Source organism: Alkalibacillus salilacus (genome assembly GCF_030812915.1).
Taxonomy (GTDB): domain Bacteria; phylum Bacillota; class Bacilli; order Bacillales; family Alkalibacillaceae; genus Alkalibacillus; species Alkalibacillus salilacus.
Genome location: NZ_JAUSTQ010000008.1, coordinates 1 through 15,134, shown reverse-complemented (window position 1 = coordinate 15,134; position 15,134 = coordinate 1). Strand labels below are relative to the sequence as shown.

The 15,134-nt window shown below is 37.5% G+C and carries 14 protein-coding genes; 5 read left to right on the top strand and 9 right to left on the bottom strand.

The annotated features are described in order from the left end of the window. Window positions 1–2: 2 nt before the first annotated feature. The gene (locus J2S77_RS09920) at window positions 3–1,268 is read right to left on the bottom strand and encodes a purine/pyrimidine permease (RefSeq protein WP_306976923.1); all 1,266 of its coding nucleotides are present in this window, start codon (window positions 1,266–1,268) and stop codon (window positions 3–5) included. Between the two features lie 224 nt (window positions 1,269–1,492). Between J2S77_RS09920 and J2S77_RS09915 the strand changes: the two genes are divergently transcribed. Next, window positions 1,493–1,684, top strand: a complete 192-nt coding sequence (locus J2S77_RS09915) for a hypothetical protein (protein ID WP_306976921.1) — start codon at window positions 1,493–1,495, stop codon at window positions 1,682–1,684. Between the two features lie 25 nt (window positions 1,685–1,709). On the opposite strand, the gene J2S77_RS09910 is transcribed toward J2S77_RS09915, so the two are convergent. After that, a complete protein-coding gene (locus J2S77_RS09910) occupies window positions 1,710–2,264 on the bottom strand; it encodes a TetR-like C-terminal domain-containing protein (protein WP_306976919.1) in 555 nt (184 codons plus the stop codon). 153 nt (window positions 2,265–2,417) lie between these two features. Here J2S77_RS09910 and J2S77_RS09905 point away from each other — a divergent pair, with 153 nt between their 5' ends. Together J2S77_RS09905 and J2S77_RS09900 are read left to right on the top strand one after the other, a co-directional pair. Beyond that, window positions 2,418–4,478: an efflux RND transporter permease subunit gene (locus J2S77_RS09905; RefSeq protein ID WP_306976917.1), complete on the top strand. Its 2,061-nt coding sequence runs from the start codon at window positions 2,418–2,420 to the stop codon at window positions 4,476–4,478. Continuing rightward, window positions 4,468–6,240 (top strand): YhgE/Pip domain-containing protein, encoded by a 1,773-nt coding sequence (locus tag J2S77_RS09900; RefSeq protein WP_306976915.1) that lies wholly within the window; start codon window positions 4,468–4,470, stop codon window positions 6,238–6,240. Before J2S77_RS09905 ends, J2S77_RS09900 begins: the two co-directional genes overlap by 11 nt. A gap of 189 nt (window positions 6,241–6,429) precedes the next feature. Here J2S77_RS09900 and J2S77_RS09895 read toward each other — a convergent pair whose 3' ends face one another. The 3 genes from J2S77_RS09895 to J2S77_RS09885 all read right to left on the bottom strand — a co-directional run bounded on the left by J2S77_RS09895 (window position 6,430) and on the right by J2S77_RS09885 (window position 8,824). Continuing rightward, entirely contained in the window at window positions 6,430–7,650 is a 1,221-nt protein-coding gene (locus J2S77_RS09895; protein WP_306976913.1) for a hemolysin family protein, read from the bottom strand. A 214-nt stretch (window positions 7,651–7,864) separates the two neighbouring features. Continuing rightward, the gene (locus J2S77_RS09890; RefSeq protein ID WP_306976911.1) at window positions 7,865–8,083 is read right to left on the bottom strand and encodes a hypothetical protein; all 219 of its coding nucleotides are present in this window, start codon (window positions 8,081–8,083) and stop codon (window positions 7,865–7,867) included. 228 nt (window positions 8,084–8,311) lie between these two features. Next, entirely contained in the window at window positions 8,312–8,824 is a 513-nt protein-coding gene (locus J2S77_RS09885; RefSeq protein WP_306976909.1) for a universal stress protein, read from the bottom strand. A 198-nt stretch (window positions 8,825–9,022) separates the two neighbouring features. On the opposite strand from J2S77_RS09885, the gene J2S77_RS09880 reads away from it, so the two are divergent. Beyond that, window positions 9,023–9,790 (top strand): SDR family NAD(P)-dependent oxidoreductase, encoded by a 768-nt coding sequence (locus tag J2S77_RS09880; RefSeq protein ID WP_306976907.1) that lies wholly within the window; start codon window positions 9,023–9,025, stop codon window positions 9,788–9,790. Window positions 9,791–10,061: 271 nt separating this feature from the next. Here the strand turns inward: J2S77_RS09880 and J2S77_RS09875 are convergent, their stop codons facing one another. Then, window positions 10,062–10,574, bottom strand: coding sequence for a type 1 glutamine amidotransferase domain-containing protein (locus tag J2S77_RS09875; RefSeq protein WP_306976905.1), 513 nt, complete (start codon window positions 10,572–10,574; stop codon window positions 10,062–10,064). Between the two features lie 325 nt (window positions 10,575–10,899). Here J2S77_RS09875 and J2S77_RS09870 point away from each other — a divergent pair, with 325 nt between their 5' ends. Further along, window positions 10,900–11,841: a glycine betaine ABC transporter substrate-binding protein gene (locus J2S77_RS09870; protein ID WP_306976903.1), complete on the top strand. Its 942-nt coding sequence runs from the start codon at window positions 10,900–10,902 to the stop codon at window positions 11,839–11,841. A gap of 47 nt (window positions 11,842–11,888) precedes the next feature. Here J2S77_RS09870 and J2S77_RS09865 read toward each other — a convergent pair whose 3' ends face one another. From J2S77_RS09865 to J2S77_RS09855, 3 genes are all read right to left on the bottom strand, one after another. Further along, complete coding sequence (locus J2S77_RS09865; RefSeq protein ID WP_306976901.1) at window positions 11,889–12,362, bottom strand: universal stress protein; 474 nt, start codon at window positions 12,360–12,362, stop codon at window positions 11,889–11,891. Between the two features lie 269 nt (window positions 12,363–12,631). Continuing rightward, on the bottom strand, window positions 12,632–14,215 hold the full coding sequence (locus J2S77_RS09860; RefSeq protein ID WP_306976899.1) for a peptide chain release factor 3: 1,584 nt from the start codon (window positions 14,213–14,215) through the stop codon (window positions 12,632–12,634). A 155-nt stretch (window positions 14,216–14,370) separates the two neighbouring features. Beyond that, on the bottom strand, window positions 14,371–15,134 hold a 764-nt coding region (locus J2S77_RS09855; protein ID WP_306976897.1), incomplete at its 5' end, for an AbgT family transporter.

The following is a 15,134-nucleotide window of genomic DNA, read 5'->3' as shown; positions in this document are numbered from 1 at the left end:
TATTATTCACTTGTTTTCCAAATCTTTTCAAGAACAACGGCGATAATCGTACCCACTAATAATCCATTGCTAACAACTTGTTTAATCGTCTCAGGTAAATGAGCGAAACTTTCAGGTGGAATAAACATTAGACCTCCACCTAATAACATCGAAACGGTAATAATGGTCATACGACGCTCGTATAGTGGTTCTGCGAATAAATTTCGCAAACCCAGTCCCATCAATTGTACAAATGTTGCAAGTAAAGCCGCATTTGCAATCGGTGACGGAATCATTGCTAAAAAGGCTATAACGACCGGGAAAAATGATACAATCATTAATAAAGCTGAGGCCCAGATGAACGGGCCTTTTTTCGTTTGGCCTGTCAATTGGATAAATCCAGCTGTAGATGCTAGTGGAACAACTGCCACACCTGAAAACATCCCTGAAATACCATGGTTAATACCAAGCGTAAAGCTACCACGATTCATTTGTGTTTGGCTGAAATTCGAATGGCCATCAATAACGTCAGATGTTGCAGAAAGAGCTGCAACAATATTGGAAAGCAAAATGAATGCCGTTAATATCGCGATTGGAACCACACTCCATTCAAACTTAGGCGCACCCCAAGCGAACATTTCTGGCATTTGCATAATAGGGGCCTGACTAGCCAGCATATCACCAGTACCGAAAAAGATGACAAATAATAACCACCCGAGCGAAATACCGAGTAATACAGCATAGCTCTTCATCCAACCAGTGAAAAAGATCGATAGAATTAAGACTGAGCTAAATGTCACCATAGCGATCGCAAATTGACCAGAATTAATCTGTGTTGCTTGACTGCTAAGCCCAAGCATTCCTTCTAAAAAGGTTCCACTTAGTTGAAATGTGAGTAAGGTTAAAAATACCCCTGTGACGAGTGGTGTGAACAATCCGATGACTTTACCAGACACTTTAAATAAACCGAATGCCATTAAAAATGCTCCAGTTAAAATCATCGCCGCTTCAAGTAAACGAAAGGCTTCAACACCTGCCTGTCCAGTTGTTCCAACGCTTATTGCGAAAACGGAAAACGTGGAAACCCATAATCCAGCAGGTCCATCAACGATCGGTAGTTTATGTCCAATCAATCCTTGAAGAAAACCAGCAATTCCGACAATGAAAAATGTCCGTTGCATAAGCTGCATAATAGCAGTCGTGTCCATATCAAAAATAGAACCAATGACGATCGGAATCGCGACGGCATTGGCGAGTAAAAAGATAAACCATTGTATAACTTTAAACAATTTATAAGTCCTCCTTCAATTAAACCAAAGGACATTTTAACATATTTCCAGAAAAATGAGCTTGTTTCGATAATATTTAGATTGTTATGAATAAAAACAAGGAACTGATAGAAAAAGTCTGTACATTGTTTTACATCTTAGGATTGTTTTAGAATCACTCTCGGTCCTCTTTGATTAACATCAAGTTAAGTGTATACTTAATTAAAAAAAAAGGAGATGATTTAATGTCGCATCATGATTTTGCAGTAACAACAGACCAATTAAAAGGCAAAATTGTTGAAGAAGTTGCCGTTAATAACTTTGCACTAGTCATTAAATTTACTGATAACACCTATTTAGATGTCTATCTCGATTCAACAGAGAAAGCTATTAAGACTTCAACGAATCAATTAAACGTGGATGAAACGAATAATTAATACGTCTCATCCACTTCCATCACCATTACCTTTCAGGCGTTCCCCCGTTCACAAACGCATGGATTAAATGCGCCATTTCTTCCGTACTCTCAGGTCTCTCTGCGGCAATCCAAGCTTTAATCACATGGATAGCTCCGCTAATAATATACGTACTATAGTAATCAGACACCGTTTCATCTAGATCATACGTATTGCTCATGACAAACTGATGCGCAACATTCATAACCCGCTTCTCAAAAGCTGGATCACTATTTTCATTTAACAAAACACGAAATGTTTCCGGCATATCCTCAATGTATTCGAGTAATTTCTTCGTCATTAGTCGGGATTCTTCATCTTGATCGAAACTATAACTATTCAAATAATTTTTCAAGTCCGTTATAATTTCATCTTCTATCGTCATCAATAAATCATATGGATCGCGGTAATGTGTATAAAACGTTGACCGATTGATATCAGCCATTTCACACAACGTTTTAACTGTCACATGATTAATCGATGTTTGTTTTAGCATATCGATCATGCTTTCTTTTAACACTTTGCGAGTATATTGCTTACGACGATCAAGTTTTTCGCCCATTGATCTTCATCCTTTTATGACAATTTTGTTGAAATCCAACATCAATCCAACGTAATGTTGGATATCTAACACGAAGTTGAAATCTGTTTGTTGAATATCCAACACCGTGTCCATATAATGATAAAGTGGATTAAGATTCAATGCAAGAAAGGAATGAGACCAATCGACCTCGCAAATAAGATACTCAAACATAAAAAATCGGTTGTCTGGACATTTATCATTCTCGCCATTGCTAGTACAATTGCGCAGTTTGCTGTGTCGGTCAATTACAATATGATGGATTATTTACCTGATGAGGCTCCATCGATGCAAGCAACAGACACGATGGAAGCTGAATTCGACGAACCTACTGCCAATGCGCGCGTCATGGTGGAAGATGTCACTATTCCTGAAGCGCTTAAATACAAAGAAAACTTAGAAACTATTAATGGCGTGTCTAATGTTGATTGGTTAGATGACTTAATCGACTTAAAACAACCGCTTGAAATGGCTGATCAAGACACAGTTGAACAATATTATGATAAACAGTCCGCCCTATTTCAAGTAACCATTGAAGAAGGGAAAGAAGTTGAAGCAACTGATGAGATCTATGCCTTAATCGGTGAAGATAATGCGTTAGACGGAGAAGCAGCTGACACTGCGACTTCTCAAAAAATGACAGGTCAAGAATCGATGTATGCGGCTGCCATACTTATTCCGATTATCATCATCATTCTTGTGCTTTCTACTAACTCATGGGCAGAACCAGTCTATTTCTTAACAGCGATCGGCATTTCTGTCTTAATCAATCTAGGTTCAAATATTTTTATCGGTGAAATATCCTTTGTCACACAATCCGTCGCACCGATTCTTCAATTAGCCGTCTCACTTGACTATGCGATTTTCTTGTTACACAGTTTCTCCGATTATCGGAAAGAAACATCTTCGCCATATGAAGCGATGCGGCTAGCGATGAAACGTTCATTCCCAGCGATTGCAGCAAGTGCGTCAACGACATTCTTTGGTTTTATTGCACTCACATTTATGAACTTTGAAATCGGTGCTGACCTAGGTGTAAACCTTGTAAAAGGGATTGTCTTCAGTTTCATCAGTGTCATGATCTTCTTACCAGCTCTGACATTAATGTTTTACAAATGGATTGATAAAACAGAGCATAGACCAATTGTCCCATCTTTCAAAAATATTGGGCGTCGGGTATTAAAAGTAAGAATTCCAGTCCTAATCTTAGTGGCTATCTTGATTGTTCCGGCTTTTCTCGGCCAAAGTGAAACATCTTTCATTTATGGAATTGGTGAACAACCTGATTCATCAAGATTGGGTGCCGACCAAGAACAAATAGAAGAACAATTTGGTCAGAATACCCCTATGGTCATGTTAGTGCCTAGAGGCGATGTTGCTTCAGAAGAACAGCTTGTGAATGATTTAGAAAACTTAAATGCTGTTGATACAGTCCAAAGTTACGTGAATACAATCGGACCAACTATTCCATCAGAGTATTTAGACGAAAGTCAGACGGAAGCCTTTTATTCTGAAAATTATAGCCGAATCACCTTGCATACAGACACACCTACAGAAGGTGAAGAAGCATTCAGTCTCGTTGAGGAAGTCCGAACAATTGGTGATCAATATTATGGAGAAGAGGCCGAACTTCTCGGTGAAAGCGTCACTTTATACGACATCAAGGATACCGTAGAGCGAGATAATACGCTTGTTAATTGGCTGACAGTTCTAGCAGTCGCAACTGTGTTAATCGTGACCTTTAGAAATATAATCTTCCCTGTTGTCTTATTAATTACCATACAATCGGCTGTTTGGTTTAACTTATCAGTTCCATATTTCATGGACTCAGAACTTGTCTTTGTTGGTTATTTGATTGTCAGTACTGTCCAACTCGCAGCGACTGTCGACTACGGTATTTTATTTACCGAGAATTATAATCGCTTGCGCCAAACCTTACCGGCTAAAGAAGCGATTATTCAAACAATTGATGGTAAGATCTTTGCCATTTTTGTTTCGGCTGCAATTTTATCTAGTGTCGGCTTTATTTTATGGCTGACATCCAGTAATCCAATCGTAGGATCTGTTGGTCTATTATTAGGCCGAGGCGCGTTATTAGCATTCTTGTCGGTTGTCTTCTTACTGCCGGCTTTACTGCTTATAACCGATCGTTTAAGGTTAAGATCTTCTAAAAAGGAGGCATCTCATGATGCGTAAAACAATCGCAGTGACAGCGGCTATAGGCTTGCTGATCTATCCAGCGAGCCAAACATTTGCCGCAACAGAACAAGAAGGCAGTTATAGTGAAAAACATGAAGTGATCTACGCTACATTAAACGCGAGTGGTGAACAAGATGGCTTATACGTTGTCAATGAATTTAACATAAATGAAAAAGGTACCATCACTGATTACGGGAATTATGATTCGACTGAGAACCTTTCAACAGTTGATGAAATTACAAGTAATGACAATGAATTGTCTTTACCAGCAACAGAAGATCCATTCTATTATCGAGGTGATATGAATGATCAGTCGTTGCCGTGGACATTTGATGTCACTTATAAACTAGATGGTGAAATGGTTGAACCGAGTGACATTGTTGGTGAAAGCGGGACAGTTACGATGTCTGTCGATGTTAATCATAGTGAATCAGCTCGAGACGTCTTTACTGAAAATTTCATGGTTCAAGTCTCTGCCACAATGAATTCCGATATTTTTAGTAACATATCAGCACCAGATGGTACAGTAGCCAGTGTTGGTCAGGATCAACAAGTTTCTTTTACAGTGATGCCAGGTGATGAAGAAACGGTAACATTAGAAGCTGAAGCTGAATCATTTGAATTTGATGGATTTAGTATTTCAGCACTACCAGCTTCAATGTCTGTCGAACAACCTAACACAAGTGATATGACTGGTGATATGGAAGAATTATCAGATGGCGTTGCAGAATTACACGATGGTGTCTCTGAACTCAATAATGGCTTAAATGAATTAAATAATGGCGCTAGTGATTTAAGTGATGGTTCAGCCAGTGTTTTAAATGGTTTACGTGATTTAAATAGTGGTTCTAGTGATCTTATTGGGGGATCTGAATCAATTCAATCCAGCATTGATGAGATGCATCAAAATTTAGCCAACCAAGACACGTCTGGTGATGGCTTGAGCGAGATGGCAACAGGCTTAGAAGAAATAGCCAGTGGATTAGATGAAGCTGCTACGGGATTAGATGATTTGCGCAATAATTACTCAGAAGCATATAATGAGCTCAGCGGAGCCATTCAAGAGATTCCTGATTCACAACTGAGCGAAGAACAATTACAAAGTTTAAAACAAAGTGATGCTGATGAAGAAGTAGTCGACACATTGATCAGCACTTATGAAGCGGCTCAAACAACAAAAGGCACTTATCAAGAGGTTAGTGAAGCATTTGACGCTGTGAGCCCAGCATTAGAAGATACAAGTAGTCAATTAGGTAACATCGCAAGTGAATTGCGAACGATGGCTGAAGAATTAAATAATGCTGACCCAGCTAGTGGACTAGCTGAACTAGAAGAAGGTTTAGCTCAATTATCATCTGAATATGGCAATTTCCATTCTGGATTAGTTGACTATACAGATGGTGTCGGGGAATTAGCTAATTCCTATCCTTCTGTTCATAGTGGCGTGAGTGACTTACAATCTGGACTTAGCGACATTTATAGTGGATCAAATGAATTGCGCGATGGTTCTCGTGAGTTACGGGATCAAACAAGTGACTTACCTGAAGAAATGCAAAGTGAAATCGATAGTATGATGAGCGATTATGACTTTGATAATTTTGAAATGAAATCATTCGTCTCTGAGAAAAACAATGATCGAATTGAATCTGTTCAGTTCACATTGCAAACTAAAAAAATAGAAATGGAAGAACCTGAAGAAGAATCTGAACAAACAAATGAAGATCAATCAATTTGGGATCGCTTTTTAAATCTCTTTTAATAGTTGCTCGGCTAATTAAGCTAACGTTTAATTAGCCGGGTTTTTTAACATTTAATTGAGATTGTTAAACAATCTCACCACTTTATTTCATAATTAAGTAGAACTGTCTAACAAATTATCAAGTTTGTTTAACAATGTCCTCACTGATAACAAAAAAGAGCCATTTAGCTGTGCTAAATGGCTCTTTCTTTATTTCACTATTTGGACTTTACGAATGGATCTGTCTTCTGTTTCTAAAATTTTGAAGGTTAAATTATTACGTTCAATGACGTCTTCCTCTTCTGGAAAACGATTCATTTCTGTTAATAAATAACCTGATAAGACGTCCTCTTCTTCTGGAATATCAGTATTGAAAATTGAATTCAATCGTCTTAATGGAATTTTTCCGTCACAAATAATTTCCGTTTCAGAAAGTTTTTCGACCATGGAATCATTATCGGCGTCATTTTCGTCTTCGATTTCCATTCCAATCATGGCTTCAATAATATCTTCGTGTGTCACAATACCTTCTGTTCCACCATACTCATCTAAAACAACTGCAAAGTGTTTATTATGTTTCGTCATTTCACGGAACACATGCTCAATCGACTGAAACTCATACGTAATTAGTGGATCCATATCACTGAATGATTCAAGTGAGTTTTCTGGTTCCATTGACCAATGAATCAAGAATTTCGAGTGAAAAACCCCTATAATATGGTCAATGTCATCAGCAATAATCGGGTAACGGGTATAAGGATGTTGAATTGCAATCTCCCGTACATCTTCAAACTTAGCATCCGCATCAAGTGATACAATTTCAACACGTGGGGTTTGAAGAACATCTTTTACGTTTAAGTTTTGAAAATCCAAGGCCCCTTTAATGCGGTAAGATTCATCGTCCCGAAACGTTCCTTCTGAATCCGCGATATCAATCATTGCCTTGAATTCTTCTTTTGAAAAAGAATATTGCTGCTTTTCACCTTTTGATAACACTTTCGTAATCGTATCGGTTAACCAATTTAAGATCACGGTGATTGGTTTAAAAATAACCACAGCTGTTTTAATCACAGGGTACACAAGATAAGAGATTCGATCTGGGAACGTAGCGGCTACTGATTTCGGGATCACTTCAGCGACAATAATAATCGTAACCGTTAAAATGGCTGTCGCCACCGCAACATCAAATCCATATTGAATCGCCATTGTCGTAACTAGTGTTGGCAAGATAATATTTGAGATATTGTTACCGATTAAGATAGCCGTAATAAATTCATTTGGCTTTTGAACCAGTTTTAATAATTTTTCTGACTTTTTATCTCCTTCTTGGGCTTGTGTTTGTAATTTCATACGATTGGTTGCTGTAAGAGCCGTTTCACTCCCCGAGAAGAAAAGTGAAACAAAAATTAATGCAATGATTGCGAAAATCAATAGTTGCGCCTCCTTATGTATCATCAAACTGATGTATCTATTCCCCAAATAGATACACTCATAACACGATTAGCTCTTGAAGTTATGAAATAAATTCATGAATTTATTTCATAACCTAACTCAGTTATCTCATAAATCTTGTTATTTATGAAATAACTTGATGCAATTATCTCATAAATAAGGCCACTTTTTTCAAAATTTTTGTGAATAAACCTTAATTAACGTATTTTTTGTAAAGTGGAAAGAAAACAGCAAAAGCAATCAAGACTGTCAGCAAAAACACTAAGATTTTTGACATAACAGTTGGTTCACCAAATATTAATTCCCATACATTCGCAGAAAAACTAATGTTCAACCATTCTAAGATACTTTTTACCAAAATTCCTACAAATAAACCTAGAACGATCAACAGTGCAAATACTGATTTTTTCACACCAAACACACTCCACATTAATCTCTTAACACTATTTCGCCTTCAAACGCTTTAATCCCTTTTAATCAATAAGAATTTTGAAGCTTCCCTCCTGACTATTTAATCTTTAGAGCCGTGATTCAAATTATAGCCCGGGAAATAACTCCAACTTTCATTCAGAAATGAATTTATGATTCAATAAATAGTAAAAGCTTGGCACAATGCCAAGCTTTTACACTCATATACTTACTATTTTGCAATTAAGACAGGAATATTAGATTCGTTCGCCACTTTATTACTGACACTTCCCATCACAAGTTGACGAAGACCACTAATACCACGATTTCCTAATACAATTAGATCCATATCCTGATCCTCTGCATATTGCACAAGCGTTTTAGCGGGATCACCTACTAATGTTTCATAATGGACTTCTTTGATATCATCCGAAATTTTTGTAGCTACTTCACCTAATAGCTTCTGTGCCTCACTCCCAATCGATTCTTTATTAGCGGTTGGGTTAAAGTCTCCGAATTGGACATATGGCACATAATTGGTCGTATTATGCATCATAGAAGCTCCATGTGAAAAAACGGGTTCTGAATTCATTGTTGCTTTCGTTTTTGTATTTTGATCATGAACGTACACAACGATTAAGGAAGCATGATGAGCTTTTGCTAAGCTCTCTGCCTGACGAATCGCTTTCATACTATCACTCGAACCGTCATATGCAACTAGGATCTTTTGATATTCATGACTCATACTATTCAACTCCTTCCTACAGGATTCTATTCCTTATATATCCTTTACTAGCAATGCTTAAACATTTTAGATCACGTCTTCTACCTTTTTCAAAACGACATCTAGTGTCACTGCTCAGGCTAAACACATCACAAGAACTATAGGAACTTGATGTGTTACGCTTATTAAATAATGTATTTATGAAAGGATGAAATATTCATGGCAAGAACCGCTCTAATCACTGGCGCTAGTGGTGGCATTGGTTACGAACTCGCTAAACTTATGGCAAATGACTTAAACCTTATTTTAGTCGCACGGAGTGAAAATAAATTAGAAGAAGTTAAAGCAGAACTAAGCTCACACACCAATGTGACGATTATCCCGTTTGACCTCGCCAAACCCCAAGCAGCAAAAGCCCTATATGATCGTGTCCAGCAAGATGGGCACCGCGTCGATATCTTAGTGAACAATGCTGGATTTGGAATCGAAGACTTATTCCTTGAGACTGATCTAGATCGTCTCAACCAAATGTTACAGCTTAATATGGTCGCGCTTACTAATTTAACGTATTATTTTGGACAAGATATGGTCCGTTCTCAATATGGAAGAATATTAAATATCGGGTCCATCGCTTCCTTTGTTCCTACCCCAGCGATGAGTGCATATGCAGCAACGAAAGCTTATGTATTATCCTTATCAGAATCTCTTAACACCGAACTCCAGAAAAAAGGTAATCTATCTGTCACTGCTTTATGTCCTGGACCAACCGCAACAAACTTTGCCAACGAAGCCAATATGCAATCCATGGGTGAATCATTTAACGATATAGCGATGTCACCAGAACGCGTCGCTTCAATTGGCTATCATGCCCTTTTCAAAAAGAAAAATGTATCAATCCCTGGCAAACGATATAAATTTCTTATTGCTTTCACACGCATTCTAACTCGAAAAATGGTTCAGCGCCTCCTAGCTAAGTCATTAAAATAAGACATTAAAGTAACCCTACACTAAGAAACATTAGCGTAGGGTTTTCTATTGAACTTTCTATTTATTTAATTTCCACTATCTTTTATTTAATTTCTGGTTGAATTTATCTCATAACTCAACTGAATTATCAAATAACTAAACGTTTATCTCATAAATCAGAGAATTTATTTCATAAATAAACGTACTAATCTCATAAATTAGCGATTTTATCAAATAAATTGAGAGATTCAAACCATATGAAAAAGGAGAGGATTTCCCCCTCCTTTCACTTTTAACCTTCTAATTGTTTTAATGCTTCGCGATTAAAGGCTGGTAAATCATCAGGTGTTCGGCTCGTTACAAATTTACCATCGACTACAACCTCTTCATCAACCACTTTAGCTCCTGCATTGCGTAAGTCATTGCGCACTGACACAAAGCTTGTTAATGTCTTACCTTTTAATTGTTCAGTATCAACTAGGAACTGTGGTGCGTGACAAATTGCAAATACTGGTTTATCTGATTCAAAGAATTGACGTGCGAATTTTGCATTTTTTTCATCAATGCGTAATAAATCAGGTGAGAAACCACCTGGAACTAATAATGCATCATAGTCACTTGCATCAACGTCATCAACCCCATAATCAAGGGTCATTTCTTGGCCGTTCTTGCCTTTTATCGTTTCACCTTTTCCTTTTCCAATCAAATCAACTTGATGTCCAGCATCTCGTAATTTTTCTGCTGGATCCGTTAATTCAATCTCTTCTACCATATCTGTTAGTAAAGCTGCTACTTTTTTACCCATAAATAAATGACCTCCTTTTTGAATCTCACATTCTTTGTTATACCCAATCAACAACCTACCTTAAACCTACTAATCAAAAAATTCCCCGACACGGTTTGACATTATATCCGACTATGTTATTATAAACTTTGTAAAGAAAAAATTTAACGTTTTTAACAACTCGAAGGATGGTGATTTATGGCAAACTATTTATCGACGTATTAACACGTCATACCTAATGTTGAACAAACATTCAGAATCATGTATGCTAATCAACATTGGTTGTAATCACTTTGCCAACATAACATCAACTTTATTTTTAACAATCTGAGGAGGAACAACACATATGCATTTTAACAAAAAAGCATTACTACTAATCCTTACAGGTATGATTTTAATCGTCCTAGCAGCATGTGGCGGCGAGGAATCACCTGAAGGATCAGACCAATCAGAAGGTGCTAACGAAGAAGAAAATAGTGAAGGTAGCGAATCTAGTGAAGGCGATGTCAACCAAGAGACAATTGAAATGGGCCAAATCAACTGGGCTGAAAACATCGCTGTGACTAACATGTGGAAAGTCATCTTAGAAGAACAGGGCTACAATGTTGACCTTGTAAACTTAGATATGGGGCCGACAATGGAAGCTTTAGCAAACGATGAACTAGACTTAGGATTAGAAGTTTGGCTACCCGTTCAAGACGCTAACTACCTAGATCAATACGAAGATCAAGTATTCTTCTCTGAAGCAACTTGGTATGATAACGCTAAAGTAGGTCTTGTTGTACCTGAATATATGGAAGATATTAATAGTATTGAAGATTTAAATGAAAATGCTGATAAATTCGATGGCGAAATTACTGGTTTCGATTCTGGTGCTGGTACCATGGAAGTAACTGAAGAGATGATTCAAGAGTATGACCTTGAATTGGAGCTAATGCCAAGTTCTGAACCTGCTATGATTGCAGCAATCGACAAAGCAGTTAAAAACGAAGAACCAATTGTTGCACCACTTTGGAATCCACATAGTATTTTCGCTAAACATGACCTTAAATATTTAGAAGATCCAAAAGAAACTTATGGTGGCGTTGAGAAGATACACTTCGCGACACGCCAAGGTTTTGGTGATGAATACCCAGAATTCACACAATGGTTGAAGAACTGGAAGATGGACGACACGCAAATTGGTGAACTAATGGCAGCTGTTCAAGATGCAGAGGAACCAATTGATGGTGCTCGTACATGGGTAGAGAACAACCAAGAATTAGTTAACGAATGGATGGAACAATAAACCATTAAAAAAGCTTGGGCCTATTTATAAGGTCCAAGCTTTTTTGACTATTTCGTCACTAAAACTGGACAATGAGCATCATTTGAGACTTTATGGCTGATACTCCCCATAACAAAACGTTTCACCCCACCTAATCCTCTGTTACCGATCACTATTAAATCAATATCATTCTCTTCAGAGTATTGGATAATACGTCTTTCAGGCGGCCCTGTTAATACATCAAACCTTACATCAATATCTTTTGATACTTCAGACTTAGCTTGTTCCATAACACTATCCGCTAACCGTTCGACATCTTCATAAGAGTTCATCTGAGATATATTCGGAAAGTTTTGATTAGGATCATTAAGCGCTTCATTATCATATGGAGCTGGATGATTATATGGATCATGTCCTTCAACAAATACTAAGTATAAACGGGCGTCACTTTGTCTAGTGATTCCTTCAGCGATCTCAAGTGCCTTTTGGCTATCAGGAGAACCATCATACGCTAATAAAACATGATTAAATAAAGCATTCATAATAACAACCTCCTCTTAATTTTCAAAGCACTTCTCCCATGCTCCCAATTTAGTTTAAGCACTAAACTGTCTTTCAGAGGATCTGAATGAAATAATTGGTCGGAAAATAAATCAATTATGAAAAAGATCTCTATATCATATAATGCCTAATTCATCTTCTTATTATTCATATACACGTTTTCCACGCAAACTAAACCTATTGTCCTAACAAACCATGTAAATTTCACAAATTAAAAAGCCGCAGCTATTATTAGCTACGACTTCTTTAATTAGTTTTGTTCGTACTGATTCACTTCATAAAGATCGATTAAATCTATCTCTGGATGACGATCCTTAAACAAGTTTAACGAAAATTCATTTTTGAATAACACGACCGGATTATTTTCACGATCACGGACAAGCGTACTACGACTGTCAAAGATGGATTCATCAACCTGATCAGGTTTCAACCATCTCGGTACTCGCTCTCCGATATCCTCTAACACCACTTCTGAATTATATTCGTTTTGCATGCGATATTGGAATACATCGAATTGTAATTGTCCAACTGCACCAATAATAAATGATTCAGTATGATATTTCTTAAACAACTGAATAGCACCTTCTTGAACAAGTTGTTCAATCCCTTTATAAAACTGTTTCGACTTCATGACATTTTTCGCCGTCACTGTTTTATATAATTCAGGTGGGAATTGAGGTAGTTCATCAAACTCAAACACCGTCTTACTCTCAGTAATCGTATCACCAATATGATACACATTCGGATCATAAATACCGATGATATCACCAGCATACGCCTCTTCAATCGTACCGCGCTGCGAGGCGACAAATTGCTGTGACTGATTTAAATTAATTGTCTTACCAGTTCGAGATAGCTTTACACTCATATCACGCGTAAACTTCCCTGAACAGATTCGGACGAACGCAATTCGGTCACGATGATTCGGATTCATGTTAGCTTGAATTTTAAAAATAAATCCAGAAAACTCTTCTTCTGTCGGCTGGATGACGCCGTCTGTTGTTTGGCGAGAACCAGGTGCTGGAGCCATTTCGATAAATGAATCAAGAAATGTTTCCACACCAAATGGCGCAAGCGCACTACCGAAGAAAACAGGTGTCTGCTCACCTGCAAGTACTGCATCAAGTGAAAAGTTTTCGCCCGCTTCATCTAATAGCGCAACTTCATCCTGTGCCATCTGAAACTCTTCACGCTGACGTAATTCTGCATACTCGTCAGCCTCTAATTCATCATAAGGTACGCGCTCCTCCTCACCATTCTGTAAATAACGTACGAATTCATTTGATTGACGGTCAAATGTCCCTAAGAAGCGTTTACCCATACCTGCTGGATAGTTCATTGGATACGTTTCAATCTCTAAGACTTCTTCAATTTCCTCCATTAAATCAAGTGGTTCACGACCTTCACGGTCAACCTTATTGAAAAACGTAAAAATCGGAATCCCTCTCATGCGACAAACTTTAAATAATTTTTTCGTTTGTGCCTCGATTCCTTTCGTCGAATCAATAACCATGACCACACTATCAACGGCTGTAAGCGTTCGATAAGTGTCCTCACTGAAGTCTTCGTGACCTGGTGTATCTAAAATATTAACTTCATAACCTTCATAAGGAAAGTTCATCACACTTGATGTAACGGAAATTCCACGTTGCTTCTCAATTTCCATCCAATCAGATGTCGCAAATTTGCCCGATTTCTTCCCTTTTACAGTTCCAGCTTCCCGAATTAAATTACCGAAAAGCAACATCGTTTCCGTTAACGTTGTTTTACCTGCATCAGGGTGCGAAATAATCGCAAATGTTTTACGTTTTTGCACTTCTTCTTGTATCGACATATATTAACCCTTTCTATCTTAACTTAGCCTTTCATATCCTAACATAAACACAAGACTCATTGTAGTGAAAAATCCCGAACGACTTCCCCAAACAATACTAAACCTTTTCTACAAAGAAAGCCCCTCCAATACAGGAGAGGCTTAAAAAAACAATATTATTCAGTATACATGATTGGTGAACCAGGGCCTAATTCAAGACCTAGTAACATCCAAACGATTAACATTAATGTCCAAATCACTAAATATGCTATTGAATAAGGGAACATAACAGAAATCAAAGTACCAATTCCCATATTCTTAACATATTTCTGTGCAAAGGCAATAATAATCGCAAAATAAGTCATCAGTGGTGTAATAATGTTTGTTGCTGAGTCAGCAATACGATAAGCCATTTGTGTTAGTTCTGGTGAATAGCCAAGTTCCATTAAAATTGGAACAAATACAGGCGCTAACATTGCCCATTTAGCAGAAGCACTGCCGACAAATAAGTTAATGAAACCAACAACCAATACAAATCCAATGATTAATGGAATTCCAGTGAAATTAGCAGATTCTAGAAATTCAGCACCATATACACCTAATACAAGACCCATGTTTGTTTCATTAAAGTAAGCAACGAACTGACCTGCTGTAAATGCTAAGACAATGAACATTCCCATTGATGCCATTGTATCAGACAATTGGTCAGCAACATCTTTATCGTTCTTAATTTCTTTTGTCACGATTCCGTATACTAAACCTGGAATAAAGAACAAGATCATAATAATAGGTACCAGCGAATCCATAAATGGCGACCTGATAATACCACCATCATCCGCACGTAACGATAGAGTCCATATAATTGTGTAAAAAGGGTCATTTTCCTCTCCACATGGTACAATGTTTTCAACCACAAAAACGATTACCAGGAGGAGAGTAT

Coding starts and splice junctions, on each gene's coding strand:
- J2S77_RS09880 (WP_306976907.1), top strand. CDS start 9,023: ATGGCAAGAACCGCTCTAATCACTGGCGCTAGTGGTGGCATTGGTTAC.
- J2S77_RS09875 (WP_306976905.1), bottom strand. CDS start 10,574: ATGGGTAAAAAAGTAGCAGCTTTACTAACAGATATGGTAGAAGAGATT.
- J2S77_RS09860 (WP_306976899.1), bottom strand. CDS start 14,215: ATGTCGATACAAGAAGAAGTGCAAAAACGTAAAACATTTGCGATTATT.
- J2S77_RS09900 (WP_306976915.1), top strand. CDS start 4,468: ATGATGCGTAAAACAATCGCAGTGACAGCGGCTATAGGCTTGCTGATC.
- J2S77_RS09870 (WP_306976903.1), top strand. CDS start 10,900: ATGCATTTTAACAAAAAAGCATTACTACTAATCCTTACAGGTATGATT.
- J2S77_RS09910 (WP_306976919.1), bottom strand. CDS start 2,264: ATGGGCGAAAAACTTGATCGTCGTAAGCAATATACTCGCAAAGTGTTA.
- J2S77_RS09865 (WP_306976901.1), bottom strand. CDS start 12,362: ATGAATGCTTTATTTAATCATGTTTTATTAGCGTATGATGGTTCTCCT.
- J2S77_RS09885 (WP_306976909.1), bottom strand. CDS start 8,824: ATGAGTCATGAATATCAAAAGATCCTAGTTGCATATGACGGTTCGAGT.
- J2S77_RS09915 (WP_306976921.1), top strand. CDS start 1,493: ATGTCGCATCATGATTTTGCAGTAACAACAGACCAATTAAAAGGCAAA.
- J2S77_RS09905 (WP_306976917.1), top strand. CDS start 2,418: ATGAGACCAATCGACCTCGCAAATAAGATACTCAAACATAAAAAATCG.